The 20900-nt window shown below is 67.4% G+C and carries 21 protein-coding genes; 15 read left to right on the top strand and 6 right to left on the bottom strand.

Translation table 11 applies throughout. The features are described 5' to 3' along the window. Positions 1–13 precede the first annotated feature (13 nt). Both ACJ7C5_RS12420 and ACJ7C5_RS12415 read right to left on the bottom strand, forming a co-directional pair. The gene (locus ACJ7C5_RS12420; protein ID WP_088025785.1) at positions 14–373 is read right to left on the bottom strand and encodes a response regulator; all 360 of its coding nucleotides are present in this window, start codon (positions 371–373) and stop codon (positions 14–16) included. After that, positions 363–1499 carry a two-component system sensor histidine kinase NtrB gene (locus tag ACJ7C5_RS12415; RefSeq protein ID WP_412704067.1) on the bottom strand — a complete coding sequence of 379 codons (1137 nt, stop codon included), beginning with the start codon at positions 1497–1499 and terminating at the stop codon, positions 363–365. The genes ACJ7C5_RS12420 and ACJ7C5_RS12415 overlap by 11 nt, the downstream gene beginning before the upstream one ends. 177 nt (positions 1500–1676) lie before the next feature. On the opposite strand from ACJ7C5_RS12415, the gene ACJ7C5_RS12410 reads away from it, so the two are divergent. The 5 genes from ACJ7C5_RS12410 to ACJ7C5_RS12390 all read left to right on the top strand — a co-directional run bounded on the left by ACJ7C5_RS12410 (position 1677) and on the right by ACJ7C5_RS12390 (position 7816). Beyond that, complete coding sequence (locus ACJ7C5_RS12410; protein WP_412704066.1) at positions 1677–4778, top strand: response regulator; 3102 nt, start codon at positions 1677–1679, stop codon at positions 4776–4778. Next, on the top strand, positions 4775–5599 hold the full coding sequence (locus ACJ7C5_RS12405) for a CheR family methyltransferase (protein ID WP_032127427.1): 825 nt from the start codon (positions 4775–4777) through the stop codon (positions 5597–5599). Before ACJ7C5_RS12410 ends, ACJ7C5_RS12405 begins: the two co-directional genes overlap by 4 nt. Further along, entirely contained in the window at positions 5599–6174 is a 576-nt protein-coding gene (locus ACJ7C5_RS12400; RefSeq protein ID WP_088025788.1) for a chemotaxis protein CheB, read from the top strand. The genes ACJ7C5_RS12405 and ACJ7C5_RS12400 overlap by 1 nt, the downstream gene beginning before the upstream one ends. Continuing rightward, positions 6171–7304 carry a hybrid sensor histidine kinase/response regulator gene (locus ACJ7C5_RS12395; protein ID WP_412704065.1) on the top strand — a complete coding sequence of 378 codons (1134 nt, stop codon included), beginning with the start codon at positions 6171–6173 and terminating at the stop codon, positions 7302–7304. The genes ACJ7C5_RS12400 and ACJ7C5_RS12395 overlap by 4 nt, the downstream gene beginning before the upstream one ends. An 83-nt stretch (positions 7305–7387) precedes the next feature. Continuing rightward, a complete protein-coding gene (locus tag ACJ7C5_RS12390; protein WP_295556692.1) occupies positions 7388–7816 on the top strand; it encodes a BLUF domain-containing protein in 429 nt (142 codons plus the stop codon). A 3-nt stretch (positions 7817–7819) separates the two neighbouring features. On the opposite strand, the gene ACJ7C5_RS12385 is transcribed toward ACJ7C5_RS12390, so the two are convergent. After that, positions 7820–8140, bottom strand: a complete 321-nt coding sequence (locus ACJ7C5_RS12385; protein WP_412704064.1) for an ArsR/SmtB family transcription factor — start codon at positions 8138–8140, stop codon at positions 7820–7822. 86 nt (positions 8141–8226) lie between these two features. Here ACJ7C5_RS12385 and ACJ7C5_RS12380 point away from each other — a divergent pair, with 86 nt between their 5' ends. The 3 genes from ACJ7C5_RS12380 to ACJ7C5_RS12370 all read left to right on the top strand — a co-directional run bounded on the left by ACJ7C5_RS12380 (position 8227) and on the right by ACJ7C5_RS12370 (position 10194). Continuing rightward, entirely contained in the window at positions 8227–8664 is a 438-nt protein-coding gene (locus ACJ7C5_RS12380) for a YeeE/YedE family protein (RefSeq protein WP_094001898.1), read from the top strand. After that, positions 8661–9074: a DUF6691 family protein gene (locus ACJ7C5_RS12375; RefSeq protein WP_412704063.1), complete on the top strand. Its 414-nt coding sequence runs from the start codon at positions 8661–8663 to the stop codon at positions 9072–9074. The genes ACJ7C5_RS12380 and ACJ7C5_RS12375 overlap by 4 nt, the downstream gene beginning before the upstream one ends. 67 nt (positions 9075–9141) lie before the next feature. Beyond that, positions 9142–10194 carry a linear amide C-N hydrolase gene (locus ACJ7C5_RS12370; RefSeq protein WP_412704062.1) on the top strand — a complete coding sequence of 351 codons (1053 nt, stop codon included), beginning with the start codon at positions 9142–9144 and terminating at the stop codon, positions 10192–10194. Here ACJ7C5_RS12370 and ACJ7C5_RS12365 read toward each other — a convergent pair. Next, a complete protein-coding gene (locus ACJ7C5_RS12365) occupies positions 10191–10970 on the bottom strand; it encodes a DUF6491 family protein (protein WP_412704061.1) in 780 nt (259 codons plus the stop codon). The genes ACJ7C5_RS12370 and ACJ7C5_RS12365 overlap by 4 nt on opposite strands. Positions 10971–11051: 81 nt before the next feature. On the opposite strand from ACJ7C5_RS12365, the gene ACJ7C5_RS12360 reads away from it, so the two are divergent. Both ACJ7C5_RS12360 and ACJ7C5_RS12355 read left to right on the top strand, forming a co-directional pair. Beyond that, complete coding sequence (locus tag ACJ7C5_RS12360; RefSeq protein ID WP_094001902.1) at positions 11052–11747, top strand: helix-turn-helix transcriptional regulator; 696 nt, start codon at positions 11052–11054, stop codon at positions 11745–11747. Positions 11748–11913: 166 nt separating this feature from the next. Continuing rightward, the gene (locus ACJ7C5_RS12355; RefSeq protein WP_412704060.1) at positions 11914–12864 is read left to right on the top strand and encodes a DMT family transporter; all 951 of its coding nucleotides are present in this window, start codon (positions 11914–11916) and stop codon (positions 12862–12864) included. Between the two features lie 9 nt (positions 12865–12873). On the opposite strand, the gene ACJ7C5_RS12350 is transcribed toward ACJ7C5_RS12355, so the two are convergent. Further along, a complete protein-coding gene (locus tag ACJ7C5_RS12350; protein WP_176510634.1) occupies positions 12874–13194 on the bottom strand; it encodes a hypothetical protein in 321 nt (106 codons plus the stop codon). 27 nt (positions 13195–13221) lie between these two features. Between ACJ7C5_RS12350 and thrA the strand changes: the two genes are divergently transcribed. Genes thrA through thrC form a run of 3 tightly spaced genes read left to right on the top strand, consistent with a single transcriptional unit; the run spans position 13222 to position 17953 of the window. Further along, positions 13222–15726 carry a bifunctional aspartate kinase/homoserine dehydrogenase I gene (gene thrA / locus ACJ7C5_RS12345; protein ID WP_094001904.1) on the top strand — a complete coding sequence of 835 codons (2505 nt, stop codon included), beginning with the start codon at positions 13222–13224 and terminating at the stop codon, positions 15724–15726. After that, positions 15723–16637 (top strand): homoserine kinase, encoded by a 915-nt coding sequence (locus tag ACJ7C5_RS12340; RefSeq protein WP_412704059.1) that lies wholly within the window; start codon positions 15723–15725, stop codon positions 16635–16637. The genes thrA and ACJ7C5_RS12340 overlap by 4 nt, the downstream gene beginning before the upstream one ends. A gap of 29 nt (positions 16638–16666) precedes the next feature. Further along, on the top strand, positions 16667–17953 hold the full coding sequence (gene thrC, locus ACJ7C5_RS12335) for a threonine synthase (protein WP_412704058.1): 1287 nt from the start codon (positions 16667–16669) through the stop codon (positions 17951–17953). A gap of 101 nt (positions 17954–18054) precedes the next feature. On the opposite strand, the gene ACJ7C5_RS12330 is transcribed toward thrC, so the two are convergent. Further along, positions 18055–18807, bottom strand: coding sequence for a Crp/Fnr family transcriptional regulator (locus tag ACJ7C5_RS12330; RefSeq protein WP_032127414.1), 753 nt, complete (start codon positions 18805–18807; stop codon positions 18055–18057). Positions 18808–18934: 127 nt separating this feature from the next. On the opposite strand from ACJ7C5_RS12330, the gene hisS reads away from it, so the two are divergent. Then, the gene (hisS, locus tag ACJ7C5_RS12325) at positions 18935–20332 is read left to right on the top strand and encodes a histidine--tRNA ligase (RefSeq protein ID WP_014037003.1); all 1398 of its coding nucleotides are present in this window, start codon (positions 18935–18937) and stop codon (positions 20330–20332) included. Further along, entirely contained in the window at positions 20329–20625 is a 297-nt protein-coding gene (locus tag ACJ7C5_RS12320) for a hypothetical protein (RefSeq protein WP_412704057.1), read from the top strand. Before hisS ends, ACJ7C5_RS12320 begins: the two co-directional genes overlap by 4 nt. The last annotated feature ends 275 nt before the right edge of the window (positions 20626–20900 follow it).

The following is a 20900-nucleotide window of genomic DNA, read 5'->3' as shown; positions in this document are numbered from 1 at the left end:
GCCCGGCGAGCCGTCAGTCCTGCTTCAACAGCTCGACCAGCTGGCGCAGGCGATAGGGCTTGGGCAGGAACTCGACCTGCTCGGGTAGCGGCGGCAGCTGCGAGCGGGCGTAGCCGGACGACAGGATCATCCGTGCCTGCGGCTGCTCGCGTGCCACGTGTTCGCTCAGTTCGATGCCGGACATGCCGTTGGGCATGCTGATATCGCTGAACACCACATCGAAGCGCGCTTCGCCCTTGAGCAGTTCCGCGGCCTCGTGGCCATCGGCGGTGGTGGCCACCTCGATGCCGAAATCGCGCAGGGCCAGGCCGATCATTTCGCGAAGATCGGTCTGGTCTTCCACCATCAATACGCGGATCGGGTCATCGGTCATGGGTTGCTTCCTCTGTTGCGGGTAGCAGCAGGCTGACCGTGGTGCCGACACCGGGCGTGGTGGACACATCGACGAAGCCGCCGCTCTGGGTAGTGAATCCGAACACCTGGCTCAGGCCGAGGCCGCTGCCTTTGCCGATGTCCTTGGTGGTGAAGAACGGCTCGGTCGCCCGTTCGGCGATGTCGGCCGCCATCCCGTGGCCCTCATCGCAGACGCTGAGGGTGACATAGCCACGTTGCAGCGTGGAGTCCGCATCCGGGTCGAGGCGATGCTCCAGCGCGGTTCCGATCAGGATGCGGCCGCCTTCAAGGGTAGCATCCGCGGCATTGGCGACCAGATTGGCCAGCGCCGTCTGCAGCTGCAGCGCATCGGTGCTCACCTGCGGCAGGCCCGGCGTGAGGCGGGCGTCCAGCGTCACCGTGGGCGGGCAGGCGCGCTGCAGGTCCGGCAGCCATTGCCGTACCAGTGCATTGATGTCCACCGGTTCGCGGATCAGCGTCTGGCCGGTACTGAAGGCCAGCAGCTGGCGGGTGAGCAGGGCGCCACGATCGGTCGCAGTCTGCGCCGCATCCAGCAGCTCGGCGGCGCGCGCATCGTCACCGTTCACGCGCAGCGACAGCAGGTCCAGTGCGTTGCCGATGGTGGTCAGCAGGTTGTTGAACTCGTGCGAGAGACCACGGCTGAGCCGGCCGACCGTCTCGAACTGCTGGGTGTTGCGCAGCGCACGCTGGGCATCGCGCAGCAGTCGCTGTGCCTGCCATTGCTCGGTGATGTCACGGGTGATCTTGACGAAGCCCAGCAGCTCGCCGGCCTCGATCACCGGCTCGATGACCACGCTGGCGCGGAACGACGAGCCATCACGGCGCACCCGCCAGCCTTCACTGGCAACGTGGCCATGCTGCGCTGCATGACGGAGCAGGCGTTGCGGCTCACCGGCCTCGCGATCGGCAGCCAGATAGAAACGGCCAAAGTGGGTGCCAACCACTTCCTCGGCTGAATAGCCCTTGATGCGTTCCGCGCCGGGATTCCAGCTGCAGACGATGCCTTCGGGATCAAGCAGGTACAGCGCATGATCGCGCACGCTGTCGATCAGCAGTCGCAGTTGTCGGGAAGGGTCCGTCAGCACGGACGTCGTAGAAGCGGCAGCGTCCACGTAAAAATAAGTGTTACCCCTGTGAGGGACGTGAAGCTAGGCATTCAAGTGTGAAGGCGGCGTGGAGGTGCGACACGTGCCATTGGTCCTGTGCGGCTGAATGCGACACGGAGTACCATCACCCACCCTTTGCCTCTGGAACCGACCTGCATGCGTCCTGGTGCGACTACGCGTGACCGCTGGATCTGGATGACCTCCGCCGTACTGCTTGCAGCGACCATCGCGCTGGAACTGGTGGTGCCGCTGGGATACGCGGTCTGGCTGGCCTATTTCCTGGCCGTGGGCGTCACGGTGTTCCAGCGCAGTGCGCGCGCGCCGTTCGTGGTCGCGATGATCGCCTGTGTCCTGCTGGTGATCGGCTTCAACGTGGCGCCAGCCAGCAACAACTCGTCGTTCTCGTTCATCAACCGAAGCATTGGCGGGTGTGCGTTCCTGATGATCGCGCTGATCGTCTCCCGCGCCATCCAGGCGCGGCGCGAAGCGATGCGGGCGCTATGGCTGCAGGAAGCCGAGAACGCGGTGGCGATGAGCCTGCGCGGTGACCTGGGCCCGGAGCAGATCGCCGAGGCGGCGGCAACCAGCCTGGGCGCGCAACTGGAGGCCGAGGTCGGTGCCATCTACCGCTTGGAAGGTGGGCGACTGCAGCTGACGGGTGGCCTGGCATTGCCCTCCGGCATGCCTGCGTCGCTGGCGTTGCAGGAAGGGCTGGCCGGGCAGGTGGCCCGAGATGAGCGCGTGCGCCATCTGCACGGCGATGACGCCGGCATGCTTGAACTGCAGACCAGCCTGGGCCGGCTGCCGGTGCGCGAACGCGTCCTTGCGCCGATCAACAGCGATGGTGCGGTGGTCGGTGTGATTGAACTGGGCCGTGCGCGGGTGGGCGGGCAGCGCGAGCTGGATCGTGAGCTGCTGGAACGCTGCGCAGAGACCATCGGCATGGCGCTGCGCGCCTCGCTGCTGCGCGCACAGTTGGTGGTCCTGCTGGAGGAATCGCAGCGTCAGGGCGAGGAACTGCAGGCGCAGCAGGAAGAGCTGCGCGTGGCGAATGAAGAACTGGAAGAGCAGAGCCGCAGCCTGCAGCACTCGCAGACCCATCTGGAGGAACAGCAGGCCGAGCTGGAACAGAGCAACGTGCAGCTGGAAGAGCGCACCCACGAGCTGGAAGCGCAGAAGCAGGCGCTGCTGGTCGCGCAGAGCCAGCTGGTGCGCAACAGCAACGAACTGGCCGCCACCTCGCGGTACAAGTCCGAATTCCTGGCCAACATGTCGCACGAGCTGCGCACGCCGCTGAACAGCTCGCTGATCCTGGCCAAGCTGCTGGCCGACAACAAGGACGGCACGCTCACCGAAGAACAGGTGAAGTATGCGCGTGCAATCCTGTCGTCCAACAACGATCTGCTGGCGCTGATCAATGACATCCTGGACCTGTCGCGCATCGAGGCCGGCCACGTCGAGCTGGCCGATGAAGTGGTGGTGACGGGCAGCGTGCTGCAGCGCCTGCGCGAGACCTTCGAGCCGATGGCGCGGCAGAAGGGCCTGGCCCTGCAGATCGAGGCCGATGCGCTGGCGCCGAGCCAGCTGGTGGCCGACAGCCAGCGTCTGCAGCAGATCCTGAAGAACCTGCTGGCCAATGCGGTGAAGTTCACCGAGCATGGAAAGGTCAGCCTGCACGTGCGTGCGGGCGGCCAGGGCCGCATCCGTTTCGAGGTCTGCGACAGCGGTATCGGCATTGCCCGTGAGCAGCTGCAGGTCATCTTCGAAGCCTTCCGCCAGGCGGATGGCAGCACCCGCCGCCGTTACGGTGGCACTGGCCTGGGCCTGTCGATCTCGCGCGATCTGGCCGAACGCATGGGTGGCAGCATCCAGGTCGACAGTGAGCCGGGTCGTGGCAGCTGCTTCATCCTGGAACTGCCGTTGCAGGGTGCCCCGGCATCGAATACCGCTGACATCTCCGCCGCTCCCGTGGCGTCGCCGGTCGCGGCCGCTGCGCCGGCGATGCCGGCGCCTGCAACGTCTGCGATGGCGCCAGTCACCACGGCGCCCAGCGTGGCCGATGACCGCGGTCGTCGCCAGCGCGCCGGCCGCTTGATCCTGGCCGTCGAGGACGACGCCACGTTCGCCGAAGCGCTGGTGGCCCTGGCCCATGAACTTGACTTCGACTGTGTGGTGGCCGGGACCGCCGAGGAGGCGCTGACCCTGGCCAGCGAGCTGCGCCCGAACGGCATTCTGCTCGATATCGGCCTGCCGGACGTGTCCGGCCTGAGCGTGCTGGAGCGCCTGAAGCGCAACCCCGATACCCGGCATATTCCGGTGCACGTGGTCTCGGCGATGGACCGCAGCCAGGTGGCACGGGAGCTGGGCGCGATTGGTTTCGCGATCAAGCCGACCACGCGCGAACGGCTGGTGACGGCCATCGAACAGCTGGAACAGACCAGCCAGCGCGACGTGCGGCGCCTGCTGATCGTCGAGGACGACAGCGAGCTGCGCCACAACCTGGAACTGCTGCTGGGCCGTGATCAGCTGCAGATCGTCGCCGTGGGAACCCTGGCCGGTGCGCTGGAGCAGCTCAGCACGGTCACCTTCGACTGCATGGTGATGGACCTGTCGCTGCCCGACGGCAGCGGCTACGACCTGCTCGAGCACATGGCCGGCAACGATGATGTCGGCTTCCCGCCGGTGATCGTCTATACCGGTCGCGCGCTCGGCCGCGAGGAAGAGCAGCGCCTGCGCCGCTATTCGAAGAGCATCATCATCAAGGGTGCGCGCTCGCCCGAGCGCCTGCTGGATGAAGTGACCCTGTTCCTGCACAGCGTCGAGGCCAGCCTGCCCACCGACCAGCAGCGCCTGCTGCGCGAGGCGCGCCGCCGCGACACCGTGCTGGATGGCCGTACCGTGCTGCTGGCCGAGGACGATGTGCGCAACATCTTCGCGCTGTCCAGCGTGCTCGAGCCGCTCGGCGTCACGCTGGAGATCGCGCGCAATGGCCAGGAAGCGGTCGATCGCCTGGCCGAGCGCGAGGTCGATCTGGTACTGATGGACATCATGATGCCGGAGAAGGACGGTCTGGCCGCGATGCGCGAGATCCGCGCGCAGCGCCACCTGCAGGACCTGCCGATCATCGCGCTGACGGCCAAGGCGATGCCCGATGACCGTGAGCGCTGCCTGCAGGCCGGCGCCAACGACTACATCGCCAAGCCCATCGACGTCGACAAGCTGGTCTCGCTGTGCCGGGTCTGGTGCTCGCGGCAATGAACGAACAGGCGCTGTTCGACCTGGAACTGAAGGTCCTGCTGGAGGCGCTGTACCAGCGCTACCACTACGATTTCCGCAGTTATGCGGTGTCGTCGCTGCGCCGGCGAATGCGCCAGGCGATGCAGCGCTATGAGTGCGAACGGCTGGTCGACCTGCAGTACCGGCTGCTGCACGAGCCGGAGCTGTTCGCCCAGGCCATGCAGTTCTTCACCGTGCAGGTCTCGGAGATGTTCCGTGACCCCGCGTACTTCCGTGAGCTGCGCGAGCAGGTGGTGCCGGTACTGCGCACCTATCCGTCGGTGAAGCTGTGGGTGGCAGGTTGCAGCACCGGTGAGGAAGTGTGGTCGCTGGCGATCCTGCTGCACGAGGAAGGTCTGCTTGATCGCAGCATCGTCTATGCCACCGACATCAATCCGGCCGCGTTGGCCACCGCCGAGGCGGGCGCCTATGGCATCGACCGGATGGCCCAGTTCAGCCGCAACTATCTGGCGGCCGGCGGCACGGCGTCGCTGTCCGACTATTACGCCACGGCGTACGACGGTGCGGTGTTCGACCGCCAGCTGCGCCGCAACGTGGTGTTCGCCGACCACAGCCTGGCCACCGATACCGTGTTCTCCGAAGTGCACCTGGTGTCGTGCCGCAATGTGCTGATCTATTTCAACCGCGATCTGCAGGACCGCGCGGTAGGCCTGTTCCGTGAGGCGCTGGTGCATCGAGGCTTCCTTGGCCTGGGCAGCAAGGAGTCGCTGCAGTTCGGGTGCCACCATGACGCCTTCGAGGTCTGTTCGCGCGAGCACCGCCTGTACCGGAAGGTGGCCTGATGGCGCTGCCGGCGCGCCCTGCCGTGCTGGTGATCGGCGCGTCTGCCGGTGGCGTGGCGGCCCTGCAGGCGGTGCTCGGTGCACTGCCGGGCAAGTTGCCGGTACCGGTGCTGGCCGTGCTGCACCTGCCGCGTGACCGCACCAGCCGCATCGCCGAGGTGCTGGCGCCATACTGCGCGCTGCCGGTGCGCGAAGCGGAGGACAAGCAGCCGCTGCAGCCGGGTACGGTGACGTTCGCGCCTCCGGACTACCACCTGCTGGTGGAGAATGCCGGCGCGGTCGCGCTGTCGGTGGATGCACCCGTGCTGTTCTCGCGCCCGGCCATTGACCCGCTGTTCGACTCCGCTGCGGCGGTGTTCGGTGCGCAGGTACTGGCGCTGCTGCTGACCGGTGCCAGCAGCGATGGCAGTGAAGGCGTGGCTGCGGTGCGTGCCGCCGGTGGCCGTGCCTGGCTTCAATGTCCCGAGGAGGCCGAGGCATCGATGATGCCGGCGTCCGCCCTGCAGTACGCCGGTGCCGATGCCGTGCTGCCCCTTGAACTGATGTGTCGTCGCCTGAAGGAGTTGTTTGCATGAACCTGTTGCCACCGGACCCTGCGCAGTCGCAGTCCCCGGTCAACCTGCTGATCGTCGATGACGTGCCGCAGAACCTGGTAGCCATGCAGGCGCTGCTGCAGCGTGAGGGCGTGAATCTGTTGCTGGCCGGTTCGGGCGCGCAGGCGCTTGAGCTGCTGCTCGAGCACGAGGTCGCGTTGGCCCTGCTGGACGTGCACATGCCGGAAATCGATGGTTTCACCCTGGCCGAGCTGATGCGCGGTTCGCATCGCAGCCGCACGGTGCCGATCATTTTCCTGACGGCCTCGCCGGACGATCCGCTGCGTGCGTTCAAGGGTTACGAAACCGGCGCGGTCGACTTCCTGCACAAGCCGGTGGCGCCGCAGGTGATCCTGAGCAAGGTCAACGTCTTCATCGAGCTGTACCAGCAGCGGCAGCTGCTGAAGGCGCGCAACGAAGCGCTGGAGCGTGCGCTCAAGCTCAACGAGACGATGGCCGCGGTGCTGACCCACGACCTGCGTACACCACTGTCGGCCATCCTGCTGTGTGCGGACAAGCTGGCGCTGGAGCTTCCGCAGGACAACGCGGGTGCGCAGCAGACGCTGCAGTTCCTGGAGGCCAGCACCCTGCGCATGGCGCGGATGGTGGAGCAGCTGCTGGATTTCTCGCGCATCCGCAGCGGCGGCCTGCGATTGGAGGCGGTGGCCTGCGACCTGCGCGAGGTCACTCACGCGGTGATCGCCGAAGCGGGCAGCGCCCATGGCCATGAGCGCATCCGCCTCGACGTCGTCGGCGATACGCGCCTGCAGGGCGATATGGATCGCCTGGGCCAGATTGCGGCCAACCTGGTCGGAAATGCGTTGACCCATGGCAGCGAAGCGCTGGTGCAGCTGGATGGACATGATGCCCGCACCGTGGTGCTGCGGGTGAGCAATGCCGGCCACATCGACGATGCGCTGCTGCCGCGGCTGTTCGAACCGTTCAAGGCCAGTTTCCACCAGAGCAAGGGCCTGGGCCTCGGCCTGTACATCGTGGACCAGTTCGTCCGTGCCCATGGTGGTCGTATCGGTGCACGCAACGAGGCTGGACAGGTCGTGTTCGAGGCGGTCCTGCCGCGTCGATGGGACGGGACGGGCTCCATCGCAACCTGAATTCTTCAGGAAGTGTGCGGGCGTATTGAGACGGGCTCGTCCGCAACTGCTACCGTGCGTTCACACCCAGCCAAGGAAGCACCATGCCATTGCGCGCCATCGCCTACGTCAGCCGGGCGTTGCCGGAGCTCTCTGTCGATCGCCTTCAGGCGCTGGTCGAAGATGCGGCACGCTTCAACAAGCTGGCCGGGGTGACCGGTGTACTGCTGCATGATGGCGATCGTTTCCTGCAGTACATCGAGGGGCCGCCGGACGGTATCGACTCGGTCTACGAGCGCATCCTGCAGGCCGGCAGCCACATCGACATCATCGAACTTGCGCGTGGCCGCCTCGGTCAGCGTCAGTTTCCGTACTGGTCGATGCGCGCGTTGCCGGTGGATGCAACGCTGCTGCGCCAGCTGTCTTCCAGCGACTGGTCGGGGTTCAGCCGTGCCCTGGAGGGCGACCGTTCGGCACCCACGCCGGTAGACCTGCTCGACCAGGTGGTGCAGCCGGCCCTGCACGCCGGTTGAGATTCAGCGCGCGGCATCGCCGCAATAGGCGGCATGCAGCGCCTGCAGCACGCCCAGTGCGGGCCCTTCAACCACGCGGTAGTGGATGGCCTGCGCTTCGCGCCGTGTCGCGACAATATCCAGTTCGCGCAGCACCGCCAGATGCTGTGACAGCGCGGATGCGCTGAGTCCGGTCAGTGCCTGCAGTTCCGGCACCGGCGCCTCACCTTCGACCAGCCGGCACAGCACGCGCAGCCGCGCAGGATGGGCCAGGCTTTTAAGCAGCGTTGCAGCCTGGGCGGCGTGTTTGGCCATGGCGGCGCTGTCGAGCGGGGTGCGGGCCATGGTTGACCTTTTGATTTAGAAGAGGCTAATTTAGAAAAATCTAAATTAAAAGGCAAGCGAATGAACGGATTGAGCGGAGGCAGGTCATGACCCTGCCGTGGGCCGCGGTGGCGGGGGGCGCGTTGATCGGCGCGGCGGCGGTGCTGTTGCTGGCCACAACGGGTCGGGTCGCCGGCATCAGTGGCATCGCCGCTGGCAGCGTGCGTGCCGCGCCGGGCGAGCGGGGTTGGCGCTGGGCGTTCCTGCTCGGCCTGCTGGCCGCTGCAGGGCTGGTGCTGTGGTGGCAGGCCGCGCCAGGGCAAGCGCCCCGCACCTTGCTGCGTGACGCCTTGCCGGCGTGGCAGCTGGTCGGCGCCGGCCTGCTGGTCGGTTTCGGTACCCGGTTGGGCAACGGCTGCACCAGCGGTCACGGGGTCTGTGGCTTGGCCCGCGGCTCAAAGCGGTCGCTGCTGGCGGTGCTGGTGTTCATGGCCTGTGCGATGCTGACCACGTTCCTGATCCGTCACGGCGGGGGCTTCGCATGAGCCGCGCGATGGTGGCTGCCGGTGCGGCAGGCGCGCTTTTCGGTGCAGGCCTGGCGTTGGCCGGCATGACCGATCCGCGCCGCATCCTTGGTTTCCTCGATATCGCCGGCGATTTCGATCCCACCTTGGCCTGGGTGTTGGCCTCTGCACTGCTGGTCAGCGCGGTTGGCCAGCGCTGGGCGCTGCGGCGCGCGCGTCCGTCGTGCGCAATGCGCTTCCAATTGCCTGCTGCGCGCGGTGTCGATCTGCGCCTGGTGCTGGGCGCGGCGCTGTTCGGCATCGGCTGGGGATGGGCGGGCTATTGCCCGGGCCCTGTCATCGCCGGGCTGGCGGTGGGGTCGCGCGAAGCCTTGTGGTTCGTACCGGCGATGCTTGCGGGTTTCTGGCTGCACGATCGCGTGGTTCGCTGAGGCTTCACCGCTGTGTCACCCTGCATGGGGTCATATCCATGGATCACGGGGAAAGGAGCAGAAAGACATGGCACGGATGAAGTGGAAGGAAAGGGCACTGCTTGCGGTCGCACTGATCGCAGCGGCAGCACCGGCGCTGGCCTGCACGCGTGCGGTGTACCTGGGCGACAACGGTGATGTGATCACCGCGCGCTCGATGGACTGGAAGGTCGATGTAGCGACCAATCTCTACGTGCTGCCGCGTGGCATCGCACGCACCGGCCAGGCCGGTCCGAAGTCGCTGGCCTGGACCGCGCGCTATGGCAGCGTGGTAGCGACCGGATACGACGTGTCGACCACCGATGGCATGAACGAGAAGGGCCTGGTCGCCAACCTGCTGTGGCTGGTGGAATCGGAGTATCCGCAGCAGCGTGGCAACAAGCCGGGCCTGGCCATTTCGCTGTGGGCGCAGTATGTACTGGACAACTTCGCCACCGTGGAAGAGGCGGTCACCGCGTTGAAGCGCGAGCCGTACTCGATCGTCACCGACAAGGTGCCCGGCGAAGATCGGCAGGCAACGTTGCATCTGTCGCTGTCCGACGCGACCGGTGACAGTGCCATTGTCGAATACATCGGCGGCCGCCAGGTGATCCATCACGACCGCCGCTACCAGGTGATGACCAACTCGCCGGTCTTCGAGCAGCAGCTGGCACTCAACAGCTACTGGCAGCAGATCGGTGGCACGGTGATGCTGCCGGGCACCAACCGCTCGTCCGACCGCTTCGCGCGCGCGTCGTTCTACATCAATGCCATTCCCAAGGCCGAGGATCCGGTGGAGGCCCTGGCCAGTGTGTTCAGCGTGATCCGCAACGCATCGGTGCCGTACGGCATCACCACGCCGGGTGAGCCGAACATCTCATCCACGCGTTGGCGCACCGTGGCCGACCACAAGCGGCGGCTGTACTTCTTCGAATCGGCATTGACCCCGAACACCTTCTGGGTCGATCTGAACAAGGTCGATTTTGCCGGGCAGGTGCTCAAACTCGACCTTGGCAAGGACCAGCGCAATACCTTTGCCGGCGATGCGCTGGGTCACTTCGTGCCCAGCGCACCGTTCACCTTCCTCGGCGTCGACGGTTAGTTCGACGCCTGGCTGGAGGCCGGGTAAACCGCCTGGATCGTGCAGGCGCCGCGAGTGTATTGCGGCAGCGGGGCCAGCGTATCGCTGCGCAGGTCGCCGTTCTCGAAATCGGCGGTGAGGATGCGGTCACCGGGATTGCCACAGATCAGGCCGTTCTGCATGCCGGAGCGGAAGCTGAGCTGCGGCGCACGATCGAGCTGGCGACAGTGGCTGCCGAGCTCGACACGGTAGTAGCGGTGGCCACCATTGCGGCGCGGATTGGTCTCCACCAGCATGCCCTGCGGGTCGGACGACCACGCGCGGACGTTGCGGGTGGCGAAGCAGTACGACGGCGAGCCGCCGAAGCCGCGGCGGATTTCCTTGCGTTCGCGGATGGTCACCGCGGGCAGGGTGGCCGTGCGCAGGCGGTCACTGTCGCGGGCCACGTTGGCGAAGTCCCGGTTCTGCACCGGGGTGACCGCACTGACGGCGCAGCTGCGGCCATCGACCACGACGCGCTCGCTGGGACGACCGCAGGCCCAGCCGGCGGGTGCTTCCAGCTTCAGCGTGGTGGCACTGCGGACACCGGGGCAATCCTCGCTGAAGTCGATGCGATAGGCCTGGCCGGAGGCCGCGCGCAGCGCGATCGAGCGGGGTGAGGCCTGTTCCACTTCCTGCACGCCAACGGCGTCCATGCAGTGTGGGGCGGGAGGGGTACGTTCCTGGGCCAGGGCTGGAACAGCAAGCGCCAGGCCGAGGCTGGCGGTGAGTACCGCGAGTACGTGCTGATGGGTCATGACCTGCACTCCCTGCGTTGGATGACGGATCGACTATAGCAGCGGTTTGCACGGCCGTTGTTACACGCGCACACTGCCCGGATGGGCGCCATCTTCCACCTGCGGCACTACGGCCAGGCCACCGGCCTGGACCGTCATGACTACGCGCAGTGGGTGCTGCCGCTGCAGGGCGAGCTGCAGTTCGAGATGGAGGGGCGCGGCGGTCGGCTGGACCTGCTGCAGGGCGCTTTTGTTGCCGCTGGCGAAGCGCATGACCAGATGGCTGATGGTCCCAATGGTTTCGTGATCGTCGACTGTCCGCCGGGCGTGCTTGATGATGGCACCCAGGAGCATCTGTGCCGCCAGCGCTGGCTGCACCTGCCGCTGGCGCTGCGCCGCAGCCTGGCCGAGGTGCAGGCAGGGCAGCCGATGCCGGCCCTGCTACCGCAGCTGCTGCAGGTATTTGCACCGGCCGGCAGTGGCGCGCGCATGCAGGGACTGTGCGCGGCGGTGCAGGCCGATCCGGGTCAGGCCTGGCCGGTGGCGCGCATGGCCGGATTCGTCGGGGTCAGCGAGAGCCGGTTGCACGCGCTGTTCCAGCGTGATTTCGGGCTCAGCCCGCAGGCCTGGCTGAGCGCGTGCCGGTTGCGCTGGGCCAAGCATCGGTTGCGCACCAGCATGGCGTCGATCAGCGATATCGCGCTGGCGGCAGGCTATTCCGAGCAGAGCGCACTGACCCGCGCGCTGCGCCGCGAGTGTGGCCAGACCCCGGCCGCGTGGCGCCGGGGCGCCGGCTGACTTGTAGAGCCGAGCCCACGCTCGGCTGTCCTTATCTGCACAGTGGCCAATCGCAGCCGAGCATTGGCTCGGCTCTACAGAGATGACAAGGCAGTAGCCTCGGTCAAGAGCGCCCACCGGCCAGCGCTTACACTGCGCGGCCTGTTCTCTCCCCCGAAGAACCCGAATGCGCAACAACCCGATGGCCCTGGGCATCGCCAATGGCGTTGCCGCTGGCGCGCTGTGGGGCGTGGTTTTCCTCGCGCCCGCCGTGCTGCAGTCGTTCAACGCCCTGCAATTGTCGGCCGGCCGCTATCTCATCTACGGCCTGATCGCCGTAGCCCTGCTGCTGCCGCGCTGGAAGCGGCTGGCACCGCGGCTGGGCCGTGCCGAATGGATCGGCCTGCTGTGGCTGAGCCTGGCCGGGAACCTGGTGTATTTCCTGCTGCTGGCGACGGCGGTGCAGTGGGCCGGTGGCGCGGCGGCGTCCCTGATTGTTGGCCTGATTCCGGTGGTGGTGACCCTGGTCGGCGTGCGCGAGCAGGGCGCTGTTCCCCTGAAGCAGCTGTTGCCGGCACTGGGGCTGTGCGTGCTGGGCGTGGCACTGGTTGGCTGGGAAGCATTGATGTCCGAGCACCTGGCAACCCCGTGGCGGCAGCGCCTGATCGGCCTGCTGTGTGCATTCGGCGCGCTGTTCTCGTGGGCGTTGTACTCGATCGGCAACAGCCGCTGGCTGGCGCGCCGACCGGACCTGTCCAGCCACGACTGGTCGCTGCTGACCGGCGTCACCACCGGTGGCCTGGCCCTGCTGCTGGTGCCGATGGCCTTCATCGGCCACACCGGCGGGCACACGGCGGCGCAGTGGAGTGGTTTCTGGGCGATCAGTGCGGGTGTAGCGGTGGTCGCCTCGATCCTTGGCAATGCGTTCTGGAACCGTGCCAGCCGCCTGCTGCCGTTGACCCTGACCGGGCAGATGATCGTATTCGAGACCCTGTTCGCGTTGCTCTACGCATTCGCCTGGCAGCAGCGCTGGCCTTCGCTGCTGGAAGCGCTGGCGATCGTGTTCCTGGTGGCCGGCGTGATGCTGTGCGCGCACGCCCACCGCACGCCGCGCGCGATCGCCGAACATGCCGGCTGAATACGGCCGTCAAGCGTACTGATGGTCGCTTTGTCTCAGATGCAACCAAATGCCGGCACGTTGGCCGATGATCGCGGCAACGACTTTTTGCATTGCAGCACTTGACAGCGGCCCGGCGCACGGTGTTTTCTGTGCGTCATGGTTCTTGATGCCGCCCACGCCAGCCTGATCGCCCCCGCTACTGCGGGCCGTTCGACTGCGCCGGTCGCCACCACCACCATTACCACCACCACCGTCACCACTGCCCTGGTGCGGCCCGTCGTCTTCGTGTAACTCCCGAAAACCACGGCCCCGCACCATACAGGTGGCGGGGAAACTCGACACCTGCATGCGACGGGGCCTCCTACCGAGGTCTGCATGTCTTCCCACGCCCCCGCTCATCCCGTTGCCCCGGCCGATCTGGCTGCACCGTCCATCGTCGTGCACAAGTTCGGCGGCACCTCGGTGGCCGATGCCGAACGCTACCGCCATGTTGCCGGCCTGCTGCTGGCCCGCCCCGAATCGCTGCAGGTCACTGTCGTCTCGGCGATGAAGGGGGTCACCGACGCACTGATCGAGCTGGCCCAGCTGGCAGCCAAGGGTGACGAAGGCTGGCGTGAGGCCTGGCATGCGCTGCGCGCGCGCCATCGTGGCGCCGCTGTGGCGCTGCTGGGCGAGCAGGTGGGCGAGACCGTCGAATGGATCGACGCCCGCTTCGATCAACTGGCCGAAGTGCTGGCAGCGTTGGCGGTGATCGGCGAGCTGCCACGCGAAGTACTCGACCGCGTGCAGGGTCTGGGCGAAGTGTTCTCCGCGCAGCTGCTCGGTACCCACCTGAGGGCCTTGGGCGAAGACTGTGCGGTGCTCGACGCGCGCGATGTACTGGTGGTCGGGCACGGCGAACTGGGTGTGGATGTGGACTGGGAGGCCAGTGCCGACCGTCTGGCCAAGTGGCGCCTGCAGCACCCGCAATCGCGCCTGGTTGCCACCGGCTTCGTCGCGCGTGACCGCGATGACCGCATCACCACGCTTGGCCGCAACGGCAGCGATTACTCCGGCGCGATCTTCGCCGCGCTGTTCAACGCCGATGAACTGCACATCTGGACCGATGTCGATGGCGTGCTGTCGGCCGACCCGCGGCTGGTGCCCGAGGCGGTGCAGCTGGAGTCGCTGAGCTACGACGAGGCCTGCGAGCTGGCGTATTTCGGCGCCAAGGTGGTGCACCCGCAGACGATGTCGCCGGCGATCCGCCTCGGCCTGCCGATCTTCATCCGCAATACCTTCCAGCCAGCGCATCCGGGGACGCGCATCAGTGCCGAGCGCTCGCCGCGCGGGCCGGTGAAGGGCCTGACCCTGAGCCCCGGGTTGGCCCTGCTGAACCTGGAAGGCACCGGGCTGATCGGTGTGCCCGGTACCGCCGAGCGTGTGTTTGCCGCCCTGCGTCAGGCGCAGGTGTCGGTGGTGATGATCTCGCAGGGTTCGTCGGAACATTCGATCTGCTGCGTGGTGCGTGCCGCCGAAGCCGCGCGTGGCCGTGAGGCTCTGCTGCACGCGTTTGCGCATGAGCTGTCGGTGGGCCAGGTGCAGCGCGTGCAGGTCAGCGAGGGCGTCAGCGTCCTGGCGGCGGTGGGCGACGGCATGGCCGGCCAACCCGGCGTGGCCGCACGCCTGTTCGAGGCACTGGGCCGTGCGCAGGTGAACATCCTGGCGATCGCGCAGGGTTCGTCCGAACGCAACATCTCGGTGGCGGTGGACAGTGCCGATGCCACCCGCGCGCTGCGCGCTGCACATGCTGGCTTCTGGCTGTCGCCGCAGACCTTCGCGGTGGGTGTGATCGGGCCGGGCAACGTCGGTGCCGCGCTGCTGGACCAGTTGTTGGCGGCCCGCCCTCAGCTGCTGGCCAAAGCCAATGTGGATCTGCGCCTGCGCGCACTGGCCTCGCGTTCGCGCATGCGCCTGGAAGTGGATGGCCTGCACGCCGACTGGCGGGAGGCCTTGCAGGAAGCAGGCGAGTCCAGCGATCTGGATCGTTTCACCGAGCACCTGCTGGCCGCACACTTGCCGCATGCGGTGGTGATCGACTGCAGTGGCAGTGCCGAGGTGGCCGAGCGTTATGAGAGCTGGCTGGCGGCCGGCATTCACGTGGTGACCCCGAACAAACAGGCTGGCGCCGGGCCGCTGCCGCGCTACCAGCGCATCCGCGCCGCGGCGGCGGCCAGTGGCGCGCGTTTCCGCTACGAGGCCACGGTGGGCGCAGGCCTGCCGGTGATCACCACGCTGCGCGACCTGGTCGATACCGGTGACGAGGTGCTGGCGATTGAAGGCATCTTCTCCGGCACGCTGGCCTGGTTGTTCAACCGCTTCGATGGCAGCCAGCCGTTCTCGCAGCTGGTCGCGCAGGCGCGGTCGATGGGCTACACCGAGCCGGACCCACGCGATGATCTTTCGGGTGTGGATGTGGCGCGCAAGCTGGTGATCCTCGCCCGCGAAGCCGGCCACGCGCTCAGCCTTGAGCAGGTTGAAGTGGAAAGCCTTGTGCCGGCGCTGCTGCGCGAGGGCAGCGTGGATGACTTCATGGCGCGGCTGGGTGAGTCCGATGCCAGCCTGCTGCAGCGCCTGCAGGACGCGCGGGCGCGGGGGGCGGTGCTGCGCTATGTGGCACAGCTGGGTGCCGATGGCGCCTCGGTCGGCCTGCAGGAACTGCCGGCCGATCATGCCTTCGCCAACCTGCGGCTGACCGACAACGTGGTGCAGTTCCGCACCCGTCGCTACTGCGACAACCCGTTGGTGGTGCAGGGGCCGGGTGCGGGTCCGGAAGTGACGGCAGCGGGTGTGTTCGCGGACCTGCTGCGGGTCGCCGCCGGTGAAGGGGCGCGGCTGTGATCGCACGTGCGTTCGCGCCCGCCTCGGTGGCCAACGTGGCAGTGGGCTTCGACATTCTCGGCCATGCCATTGCCGGTATCGGCGATACCGTGAGCGTGCGCCGCATCGAAGAGCCGGTAGTGCGCATCGAGGCGATTCGCGGCAGCGTCGTCGAGCTGCCACTGGATGCGGCTGGAAACACTGCCGGTGCTGCGTTGATGTCGCTGCGCGCAGGGTTGGGCCTGGACTTCGGTTTCGCGGTGGAGATCGACAAGGGCATTCCGTTCGGTTCGGGCATGGGCGGTTCGGCAGCGTCGAGTGTCGCGGCGCTGGTTGCCGCCAACGCGCTGCTGGATGTGCCGCTGTCGCGCGAGGCGCTGTATCCGTTTGCGCTGGATGGCGAGGCCGTGGCCAGCGGTGGCCGTCACGGCGACAACGTTGGGCCGCTGCTGCTGGGTGGCCTTGCACTGTGCACGGCCGACCGGCTGCTGCCGATTCCGGTGCCGGCGACCTGGCACAGCCTGCTGGTGCATCCGCACGCGGTGCTGGAAACGCGCCGTGCCCGCCAGGCCCTGCAGGGCAGTTATGCGCTGGGCGAGTTCGTGGCGCAGAGCGCGAACCTCGCGCTGGTGCTCAGTGGCTGCCATCGCAGTGACGCGGCGCTGGTACGCGCGGGCCTGCGCGATGTGCTGGTCGAACCGCGACGGGCCGGACTGATTGTCGGCTTCGAAGCCGCCCGTGATGCGGCGCTGTCGTCCCATGCAATGGGTGCGGGCATCTCAGGTGCCGGACCCAGCGTGTTCGCCTGGTTCGAGGACGCCGACCGGGCGCGTGCCGCTGCGGCGCCGGTGCAGGCAGCGTTCGCTGCGGCCGGCTTCGACAGTGATGCCTGGGTGTCGCCGCTGGATGCACCGGGAGCCCGCTTGTGCTGAATCCTTCCCCTTTACTGGATACCGAACCCATGCAATTTGTTTCGACCCGCGGCCAGTCTCCGGCCGTTGGCCTCAGCGCGGCGATCGCCGCCGGATTGGCACCCGATGGCGGGCTGTATGTCCCCGAGCGTCTGCCGGCCGCCCGCGAACTGCAGGCCGGGCCGACGCTGGCCAATACCGCCGCCGATCTGCTGGCACCGTTCTTTGCTGGCGACGCACTTGAGAGCGCGCTTCCGGCGATCTGCCGCGAAGCGTTCGACTTCCCGGTACCGCTGCGCCCGCTGGGCAACGGTGACCATGTGCTGGAGCTGTTCCATGGGCCGACGGCGGCGTTCAAGGACATCGGCGCGCGCTTCCTGGCCGGTACGCTGTCGCGGCTGCAGGCCGGCAAGGACCGCGATCTGACGATTGTCGTCGCCACCTCCGGCGACACGGGGGCTGCGGTGGCAGCGGCGTTCCATCGCCAGCCGGGCGCGCGCGTGGTGGTGCTGTATCCGGATGGCCGCGTATCTCCGCGGCAGGCGCATCAGCTCGGCTGCTTCGGGGACAACATCCAGGCGCTGCGCGTGGCCGGTGCCTTCGACGACTGCCAGGCGATGGTCAAGCAGGCGCTGGCTGACCGCGAACTGCAGGCGCAGGTGCCGTTGAGCTCGGCCAACAGCATCAGCCTGGGCCGACTGCTACCGCAGATGAGCTATTACGCGCATGCGGCGTTGAGCCACTACGCGGCGCATCGTCGCCGGCTCAACCTGGTGGTGCCGACCGGCAATCTTGGCAACGCGATGGCGGCCGTGCTGGCGCGAGCGCTGGGCGTGCCGATCGGGCAGATCGTGCTGGCCACCAATGCCAATGCGGTGCTGCCGGCGTACTTCAATGGCGGCGACTACCAGCCGCAGGCCAGTGTGGCGACGGTGGCCAATGCAATGGATGTGGGGGCGCCGAGCAACTTCGAGCGACTGCGCTGGCTCTACCACGGCGACGACGCGGAACTGCGTGCTGCGTTCCGCGCGTTCGCGGTGGATGACGTGACCATCCGCGCGACGATTGCGGAGGCGCATGCCAGCAATGGCGAGCTGTTCTGCCCGCATACCGCGACGGCGGTGAAGGTGCTGCAGGACCTGCGCGCGCGCGGTGCCAAGGGCGACTGGGCGGTGGTGGCGACTGCGCATCCGGCCAAGTTCGAGGCTGTGGTCGAGCCGCTGATCGGCGAAGCAGTGGCGGTGCCGCCGGCATTGGACGCATTGCTGCAGCGACCGGCGCACGCCGAGCCATTGGCGGCCGATTACGCGGCGTTGCGCGACGTGCTGCTGCGCTGATCGGAGAGGGACGCGATTGCCGGCCAGCGGCCGGCACTACCAGGGAAATGCATTCGGGTAGTGCCGGTCGCTGGCCGGCAACCCCACGGACCGCGATACGGTCAGATCAACCCTTCACCGGCCAGCGTGCGCAGCCCGTCCTCGTCGAGGATCTCCACCACGTTCAGGTGGGGCAGGGCGATCAACCCCTGCTGGCGAAGCTTGGTGAAGGTGCGGCTGACCGTTTCCATGGTCAGGCCCAGATGGTCGGCGATATCGCCGCGGCCCATCGGCAGCGATACGCGCAGGCCGTCGCCACCCAGCTTGGCCTCGCGCGCGGCCAGGCGCAGCAGGAAATCAGCCAGCTTCTCGGCCGGCTGCAGGCGCGCCAGTGCCAGCGCGGCGTCCTGCGCGGCATCCAGTTCCTGGCAGGCACGCTGCAGCAGCTTGCGCTCCAGGTGCGGGAAACGGCTGCGCAGTGCCTTCATCTGTGGCAGCGCGACGCGGCATACGCGGCTGTCGGCGATGGCCTCGATGTCGTAGCGATGGTGATCGCTGCCGCTCAGGCCCAGGTAGTCGCCGGGCAGCACGAAGCCGTTGATCTGACGGCGGCCGTCAGCCAGGGTGCGCACCAGGCGCAGTGCGCCGCCGGTCAATGTATAGACATGGTCGCGCTCTTCACCGGTGCGGGCCAGCGTGCTGCCCATGCTGACCTGCTGCGAGACGGTGACCTGCTCCAGCGCCTGTACTTCATCGGGCGACAGCGCCGAGCACACCGCAAGGTGGCGAACCGAGCAGTGCAGGCAGTCCAGCGTGGTGCAGGACGGCGAGGCGGGATCGTTGGTGGCGGGCGGAGCGCCGGAAGGCCGTGACATGTTGCGGGGGGCGTATCGCGGGCGGGGAGGGCCTTATGATACTTCAAGCGGCCGTTCGACCCTGCCCGAGGCGGGGGCGCTAGAATGTCGCCCCCTCCCACGTCCCGTTCCAGCAGGAGTTCCGCCCGTGATCAAGCCCCGTACCCCGCCCGGCACCCTTGAACTGCTGCCGCGCGAGCAGATTGCGTTCCAGCGCATGCTGGACGTCATCCGCCGCAACTACGAGCGCTTCGGGTTCCTGCCGGTGGAGACGCCGGTGTTCGAGCTGTCCGACGTGCTGCTGACCAAGTCCGGTGGCGAGACCGAGCGCCAGGTGTACTTCGTGCAGTCCACCGGGGCGCTGGCGAACGCGGCCGAGTCGGGCGACCGTTCGCTGCCGGAAATGGCGCTGCGCTTCGACCTGACCGTGCCGCTGGCACGCTACGTGGCCGAGCACGAACACGAACTGACCTTCCCGTTCCGTCGTTACCAGATGCAGCGCGTCTACCGTGGCGAGCGTGCCCAGCGCGGCCGTTTCCGCGAGTTTTACCAGTGCGACATCGACGTGATCGGCAAGGACAGCCTGAGCGTGCGTTACGACGCTGAAGTGCTGGCGGTCATCCATGCGGTGTTCTCGGAACTGCGCATCGGTGACTTCAGCATCCAGCTGAACAACCGCAAGCTGATGCGCGGCTTCTTCGAGAGCCTGGGCGTGGCCGAAGGCGAGCGCCAGCTGGCGGTGCTGCGCGAAGTGGACAAGCTGGACAAGCGCGGCGCCGACTATGTTCGCGAGACGCTGGTGGGCGAGGGCTTCAACATCCCGGCAGAACAGGTCGAGAAGATCCTGGCGTTCGTCGCCGTGCGTTCGCAGGGCCATGCCGATGCGCTGGCGCAGCTGGCCACGCTGGAAGCCGACGCCGGTTCTTCGGAGATCCTGCGTACCGGTGTCGCTGAACTGCGCGAAGTGCTGCAGCTGGTGCAGGCGCTGGGCGTGCCGGAAACCGCCTATTGCCTGAATTTCTCGATTGCGCGCGGCCTGGACTACTACACCGGCACTGTCTACGAGACCACGCTGACCGACCACCCGCAGATCGGGTCGATCTGCTCGGGCGGCCGTTACGAAGACCTGGCCAGCCACTACAGCAAGTCGAAGCTGCCGGGCGTGGGCATCTCCATCGGCCTGTCGCGTCTGTTCTGGCAGCTGCGCGAGGCTGGCCTGATCGACGGCATCGAAGCCAGCAGTGTGCAGGCGCTGGTGGCGCTGATGGACGAGCAGGGCATGCCGCAGTCGTTGGACATCGCCCGTCGCCTGCGCGCCGGTGGCATCAACACCGAAGTGCAGATGGAGCCGAAGAAGATTGGCAAGCAGTTCCAGTACGCGGCCAAGGCTGGCATCCGCTTCGTGGTGCTGGCCGGTGAAGACGAGCTGGCGCGCGGCGTGGTGGCGGTGAAGGATCTGCTGCGCGAGCAGCAGTTCGAAGTGTCGCGCGACGAGCTGGCCAGCACCCTGCTGGTGGAGCTGGAGCAGTCCAAGGCGATGGTGTGAAGCCGGCCGCCGCAGGGGTGCTTGGCGTGCTCCTGCTGGCGGGCTGCCAGAGTGACCCGGTGCTGCGCAGTGCCCGGATGGGCCCGGCACACTACCGGCTGCTGGTCGATCGCTGCCACGTGATCGACCGCGCGCAGCTGGAGGGCGACCTGCAGGCCCTGGCTTTGCGGAAATGCCCGGCGGGCGGAGGGGTGTTGCAGAACATCCAGTCCCTGCCGAGCCGGCAGGGCAGCCTGTTCGGCGAATGCCTGCGGCGCGGGGCGCTGCAGGTCGAGGTGCGTTGCCTGCCCTGAAACGGGCCAGGTTGTTGATTTGAAAGCAGAACGCCCGCCCTTTGGTGGGCGTTCTGCGTTTCTGGACGAAGCGCAGTCGAGCATGGCTCGACTCTACAAAAGCCGTTCTCGATTGCTTTCCCAGCGAGATCCAGCAGATCGCGGCCAACTGTCGAATGCGGGGAGGGTTCGGTGGCAGGGGTGTGAGCGGCATGGATGCCGCGACCAAGCCCCCATGGACGGGTTTACGGCGACCCCTGCCACCGGACCCTGCCCGCCAACGCTCAGGAAACCGG

It is taken from the genome of Nocardiopsis yanglingensis (assembly GCF_045809185.1).
GTDB classification, from domain to species: Bacteria; Pseudomonadota; Gammaproteobacteria; order Xanthomonadales; family Xanthomonadaceae; genus Stenotrophomonas; species Stenotrophomonas yanglingensis.
This window is presented reverse-complemented; position numbering and strand designations above follow the sequence as displayed.